The organism is Bradyrhizobium sp. (assembly GCF_035273305.1).
Lineage (GTDB): Bacteria > Pseudomonadota > Alphaproteobacteria > Rhizobiales > Xanthobacteraceae > Bradyrhizobium.
The window spans coordinates 1-5,947 of the sequence record NZ_DATEPI010000256.1 but is presented as its reverse complement, the minus strand read 5'-3'; the positions used below and the strand labels follow the sequence as shown (position 1 = coordinate 5,947).

5 protein-coding genes and 1 pseudogene are annotated in these 5,947 nt (G+C 59.5%); 4 read left to right on the top strand and 2 right to left on the bottom strand.

Annotated elements, in window-relative coordinates:
* The first annotated feature begins 197 nt into the window (after nucleotides 1-197).
* From VJV58_RS17130 to VJV58_RS17115, 4 genes are all read left to right on the top strand, one after another.
* Nucleotides 198-1,031, top strand: a complete 834-nt coding sequence (locus tag VJV58_RS17130) for an AraC family transcriptional regulator (RefSeq protein ID WP_324138554.1) — start codon at nucleotides 198-200, stop codon at nucleotides 1,029-1,031.
* Nucleotides 1,032-1,261: 230 nt separating this feature from the next.
* Nucleotides 1,262-2,191, top strand: a complete 930-nt coding sequence (locus tag VJV58_RS17125; RefSeq protein ID WP_324138553.1) for an SMP-30/gluconolactonase/LRE family protein — start codon at nucleotides 1,262-1,264, stop codon at nucleotides 2,189-2,191.
* A 141-nt stretch (nucleotides 2,192-2,332) separates the two neighbouring features.
* Nucleotides 2,333-2,926 (top strand): GNAT family protein, encoded by a 594-nt coding sequence (locus VJV58_RS17120; protein ID WP_324138552.1) that lies wholly within the window; start codon nucleotides 2,333-2,335, stop codon nucleotides 2,924-2,926.
* An 18-nt stretch (nucleotides 2,927-2,944) separates the two neighbouring features.
* Complete coding sequence (locus VJV58_RS17115) at nucleotides 2,945-4,582, top strand: GMC family oxidoreductase (protein WP_324138551.1); 1,638 nt, start codon at nucleotides 2,945-2,947, stop codon at nucleotides 4,580-4,582.
* A 69-nt stretch (nucleotides 4,583-4,651) separates the two neighbouring features.
* On the opposite strand, the gene VJV58_RS17110 is transcribed toward VJV58_RS17115, so the two are convergent.
* Both VJV58_RS17110 and VJV58_RS17105 read right to left on the bottom strand, forming a co-directional pair.
* A complete protein-coding gene (locus tag VJV58_RS17110; protein WP_324138550.1) occupies nucleotides 4,652-5,308 on the bottom strand; it encodes an iron-containing redox enzyme family protein in 657 nt (218 codons plus the stop codon).
* 237 nt (nucleotides 5,309-5,545) lie between these two features.
* Nucleotides 5,546-5,947: pseudogene (locus tag VJV58_RS17105) on the bottom strand (ATP-binding protein); the annotation flags it as partial.

Genomic DNA, 5,947 nt, shown 5'->3' with positions numbered 1-5,947 from the left:
CTCAGTGAGCCGTCGGATGGAATGCGCTCACCAGTATGCACGATTGGCGAGACGTTGCCAGCAACGGGTTCCGCTATTTTAGCAACCGACCGGCTGATCTAGATCCGGTAAAACAGAGCTCACCCGCAAGGACTGTCAAACCGGGCCTGGTGAAAAAATTATAATTTTCCGCGCTTCCAGTGAAAGCCGATGTTTTCATGAATCCTGCCCAGAAAGCGCTCTGGTTTATCGAGAGCCATCTTGCCGAGGAGTTGAGCCTCGATGAGATCGCAGGCGTCGCCGGTATCTCGCGGTTTCACATGGTGCGCTCGTTCGCGGCCGCGACGGGGCTGTCCGTGATCCGCTACGTGCGGGCGCGGCGGCTCAGTGAGGCGGCACGCGCGCTTGCAAACGGGGCACCCGATATCCTCACGCTCGCACTGGAGGCGGATTACGGTTCTCACGAAGCATTCACCCGCGCGTTCCGCGACCATTTTGGCCTCACCCCCGAAGCGGTTCGCAACTCCACGCGTCTCGATACTCTTAAACTTCAGGAGCCGATCACCATGGATTCAACCCTGTTAGACAACATTGAAGCGCCGCGTTTCCAGACCGCCAAGCCGCTGCTCGTCGCCGGACTTGGGGAACGATATTCTTGCGAGAGCGGCGCCGGCATTCCGGGCCAGTGGCAGCGTTTTCATCGATCGGTGGCGGATATTCCCGGCCGGATCGGCAATGTCGCTTACGGCGTATGTTGCAACGGTGACGACGCCGGAAATTTCGACTACATCGCGGGCGTCGAAGTCTCTGACTTCTCCGACCTGCGGCGCGAGTTTTCGACCGTACGGATTCCCGAACAGCGATACGCAGTGTTCACTCACCGGGACCACATTTCTGGCATTCGCCGCACCGTCAACACAATCTGGAATAAATGGCTGCCGGAATCGGGATTGAAGGCGGCGGACGCGCCGAGCTTCGAACGCTATGACGAGAAGTTCGACCCCGTTACCGGAAAGGGCGGCCTCGAAATCTGGGTGCCCATCAAGGACTAGCGGTTTCTACTGCACGACGATGATCAGGAACGGGTCGGCCAGAATTCCGATCGCACGTTGGGTTGATGTCGAGCCGACCCGCCGTGCGAACGCGGGGCTGCCTTGCGCAGGCTCCTTGCCCGGGATTGCTTGGCAAGCGATATCGGGTTTGTCATAGATGGCGCAACGAAAATTGTTGCGCGCGGATGAGGTTTCGATTCCGCCGGCAGCTTAACAGCCCGGAGGATTTGATGCCCAATTTCCGCGTTCTCGCCACTGGTCTCGAGTTTCCGGAAGGCCCTGTGGCGATGCCGGACGGTTCGGTGGTGCTGGTCGAAATTCGGGGCCGCCGCTTGACCAGGGTGTGGCCCGATGGCCGCAAGGAGGTGGTCGCGCAGATTCCCGGCGGCCCTAACGGCGCGGCGATCGGACCCGACGGCAAATGCTACATCTGCAATAACGGCGGCTTCAGCTGGATACCATCGCGCGGCACGATGATGCCCGGAGCGCCGGAGCCTCACGAATATATCGGAGGATCGATCCAGCGCGTCGATCTCGCGAGCGGCAAGATCGAGACCGTGTTCGATAAATGCGGCGACCATCCGCTGAAAGGACCGAACGACCTTGTATTCGACAGGCACGGGGGCTTGTGGTTTTCCGATCTCGGCAAGCGCCGCGCTCGCGACATGGATGTCGGCGCGTTTTACTACATCAAGCCAGGCGCAAAGGAGATCGTCGAAGGTGTGTTCGGCATGCTCCCGGCAAATGGCATCGGGCTATCGCCTGACGAGAACACCGTGTACGTGGCGGAAACTCCGACCGCGCGGCTATGGGGTTTCGATCTCTCCGCGCCGGGCGAGGTCAGGCCGCGGGACGTGATCTATCGTGGTGAACGCGGCAAGCCGATCGCTGGGCTCGGCGGTTACCAGATGTTCGACTCGCTCGCGGTAGAGGCTAGCGGCAACATCTGTGTCGCGACGCTGGTTTCCGGCTGCATTTCCGTGATCGCGCCGGACGGCACGCTGATCGAACAGGTGCCAACCGGCGATCGCGTCACCACCAACATCGCTTTCGGCGGACCGGAACTGAAGACCGCCTACATTACGTTATCCGGCAAGGGCGAACTGATCGCGATGGACTGGCCGCGGCCCGGCCTGCCGCTTAATTTTCTGAACAAGTGATGGTTGCATTTTTCGGTACCCCTCATGATGAGGTGCATCGAATTTGCGAGCCATCTTCAAACCATGGAACCGATCGCTTTGATGACCATCCTTCGGGACGCGCTCATTCCAAGCGCCTCAAGGATGAGGGAGAGGATGTAAATGCCCTGGCTTGAACCGGTGACCCTGAGCGGCCGCCACGCGGCACTAAAGCCGCTATTGCACGATCACATCGACGGGCTGACGGCTGCGGTAAAGGACGGCGAACTGTGGAAGCTGTGGTACACATTTGTCCCTCGGCCCGAAGACATGGGCAAGGAAATCGATCGCCGCCTTGGCTTGCAGGCGGCAGGTTCGATGTTGCCGTTCACGGTGTTCGATGCCGACGGCAAGATCGCGGGCATGTCGACCTATATGAATGTGGATGCGCCGAACCGGCGGGTCGAAATTGGCTCGACCTGGTATGCCAAGCGCGTGCAGCGCAGCGCGCTTAACACACAATGCAAATTGCTGCTGCTTGGCTACGCGTTCGAGAAACTCGATTGCATCGCGGTCGAGTTCCGCACGCATTTCTTCAATCACCAGAGCCGGCGCGGCATCGAACGGCTCGGGGCCAAGCTCGATGGCATTTTGCGCAATCATCAGATTGCACCGAACGGCACGCTGCGCGACACTGTGGTCTACAGCATCATCGCCGGTGAATGGCCGACGGTGAAAGCGCATTTGAACTATCAGCTGAACGAGAGGGCGCGTTAGCCCGGCGGAACGAGACCAATGGATACGTTCGACTATGTGATCGTGGGGGCAGGCTCCGCCGGCTCGGTGCTGACTAACCGCTTGAGCGAAGATCCGGGAACTACGATTTGCTTGCTCGAAGCCGGACCGCGGGATTGGCATCCCTACATCCACTTGCCGGCCGGGTTCATCAAGACCTTTCACATGAAGAGCATCAACTGGGCTTACCAGCAGGAGCCGGGTCCCTGGACCGGCGGCCGCAGCATCTACGCGCCGCGCGGCAAGACGCTCGGCGGCTCGTCCTCGATCAACGGCCACATCTATAACCGAGGCCAACGCCAGGATTTCGACACCTGGGCACAGCTCGGCAATCGCGGCTGGGGTTATTCGGACGTGCTGCCATACTTCAAGCGCCTTGAACGGCGCATCGGCGAGGGAGAGGACGCTTATCGCGGGCGTGATGGGAATCTCACCGTCACGACCATGGACTGGAAGGATCCGCTCTGCGAAGCCTTTATGGCGGGCGCCATCAGTCTCGGGATTCCCCGCAACCCCGATTACAATGGAGCGATTCAGGAGGGCGTATCCTATGCCCAGCGAACTATCCAGAACGGCTTGCGCGTCAGCGCGGCGACCGCATTTTTGCATCCGGCCCGCAAGCGACCCAATGTTCATGTGCGTACCCATGCGCACGTGACCAACATCATCTTCGAAGGCAACCGCGCGACGGGCGTGCGCTATATCAAAGGTGGCAGGGGTGGCACGCCATTCGAGGTGCATGCCCGCAAGGAAGTGATCCTCGCCGGCGGCACCTACAACTCGCCGCAAATTTTGCAATTGTCCGGCGTGGGCTCCCCGGATTTGCTGCGCTCGCTTGGCATCGAGGTGCGCCATGCGCTGCCCGGGGTGGGCGAGGGATTGCAGGACCATTACGCACCGCGTTCGGTCGCGCGCGTCAAGAACATCAAGACCATCAACGAACGCCGCCGCGGTGCCCGGCTTGCGCTGGAGGCGATCAAATGGGCGACGACGCGGCGCGGCCTGCTATCGCTGTCGCCGACCATGGTCTATTGCTTCTGGCACTCCGGCGAGACCACAGAGAGCTCGGATCTGCAACTGACTTTTACGCCGGCGAGCTACAAGGAAGGCGTCCAGGGTCAGCTCGAAGACGAGCCCGGTATGACCGTCGCATCCTGGCAGCAGCGCCCCGAAAGCCGCGGCTATGTTCGGGCCCGTTCGGCCGATCCGTTCGCGCCGCCGATCATTCAAACCAATTATCTCGTGGATGAGCTCGATCGGCGCGTAGTCGTCGCGGGCATGAAGCTGGCTCGCCGGCTGCTCGCATCGGCGCCGCTCGCGCCGTACTACGCATACGAGGATTTTCCTGGACCGCACGTGCAAAGCGATGATGAATTCCTCGCCGCAGCCACGCAGCGCGGCACCACCACCTTCCATCCAGGATGCACCTGCAGGATGGGCCCGGCCGACAGCACATGGGCCGTGGTCGACGACCAGCTGCGCGTCCATGGATTGCAGGGCTTGCGCGTCATCGATGCCTCGATCATGCCGCGAATGATCTCGGCCAATCTAAACGCCTCGACCATGATGATTGCCGACAAGGCCTCGGATCTGATCCGCGGCCGCAAGCCGCCGGAGGCGGCAATTGTGGTTGGCTGAAGGCGACGTTTGCGCGCTCTCGTCCTCGCAACCCCGCCGACTCCTCGACGGGGTTGCGAGTTCGTTCGTTCAGTTCAACTGCTTGATCGGCACGACGTGTTCTCCGACCCACGAGCTGAGCATCTGGTGGTAGAGATTGGCCGATTGCCACAGCACGCGATGATAGTGCTGTCCCTTCGCTGAGTTCGGCTCTACCTCATCACAAAGATCGAGACCCATGGTCAGATGGTGCATGTCGACATCGGCATGCACGGTCCAATATCGCCCGCTCAGAATCTTCAGCTTGTCCAGCACGGGGATCACGGCCGAATAAAAATCGAATGCAACACCTTCACTGAGCAGATTGAGCGCGATGACCTGTACGTCATGGGGATCTTGCATCGCGCTCCGCCAGCAAAAAGATAAGGTATTCATCGTCTCGAAAGTCGCCGGCACGCTGCCCGGTTCGATTCCGTCCAAAAATCCGTGCTTTTTCATCCAGGCAATGAGCTGATCGGGATGATCGGCTTCCTCGACGGCGTGCTCAGCAAATATTGGCTGGTATCGCTTGTCATGGCACAGCGAGTAACGCAGGCAAAGCGACTGGGTAAACTCACGTGACTGGTGAACGAGTTGGTGGATCCACTGCAAATCGTTGGGCCGGTCAGCCTTGGAAAGGCTCGTGAAGAACGGACCTTGGCGAAGTTGCGCCCGGTATTTCTCGGAGTAGTCAAGCAACCACTGCATTCATTTTCCCTCATCTGAGCCGAGATGTATCGGCGATGAAGGACTACTTATGAGCGAGTTAATGAATTCCGAAATTGACCCCGCAGAAACTCCGGCATTTGCTTTTTAGGCTGTCTTACTTCCGCCAATTTTCGTGCAGCGGCAAAATGAGCAAGATCGCTTCTGCGAATGAGGTTCGCGGCCCAGCGGCTGTTTGCCGGGCGCTCGCGACAAGCGCCGGCGTGACACAAATTCGTCCTACACTTCTCTGCGATTGAGAAACGCGAGCCGCTCGAACAGATGCACGTCCTGCTCATTCTTCAACAGCGCCCCGTGCAGCGGCGGGATCAGCTTGCGAGGGTCGCGCTCCCTGAGCATTTCGGGCGTCATGTCTTCGTTGAGCAGCAACTTCAGCCAATCCAGCAATTCAGAGGTCGACGGCTTCTTTTTCAGGCCGGGCACCTCGCGCACCTCAAAGAAGATTCGCAAGGCTTCTTCCACCAGGCGTTTCTTGATTGATGGAAAATGTACGTCGACAATCCGCGTCATGGTCTCATGGTCGGGAAATTTGATGTAGTGAAAGAAGCAGCGGCGTAGAAACGCGTCGGGCAATTCCTTTTCGTTGTTGGAGGTGATCATCACGATCGGGCGCAGCTTCGC

Bases quoted from the DNA above. Each gene is read 5' to 3' on its own strand.
- VJV58_RS17125 (WP_324138553.1), top strand. From the start codon at position 1,262: ATGCCCAATTTCCGCGTTCTCGCCACTGGTCTCGAGTTTCCGGAAGGC.
- VJV58_RS17120 (WP_324138552.1), top strand. From the start codon at position 2,333: ATGCCCTGGCTTGAACCGGTGACCCTGAGCGGCCGCCACGCGGCACTA.
- VJV58_RS17115 (WP_324138551.1), top strand. From the start codon at position 2,945: ATGGATACGTTCGACTATGTGATCGTGGGGGCAGGCTCCGCCGGCTCG.
- VJV58_RS17110 (WP_324138550.1), bottom strand. From the start codon at position 5,308: ATGCAGTGGTTGCTTGACTACTCCGAGAAATACCGGGCGCAACTTCGC.
- VJV58_RS17130 (WP_324138554.1), top strand. From the start codon at position 198: ATGAATCCTGCCCAGAAAGCGCTCTGGTTTATCGAGAGCCATCTTGCC.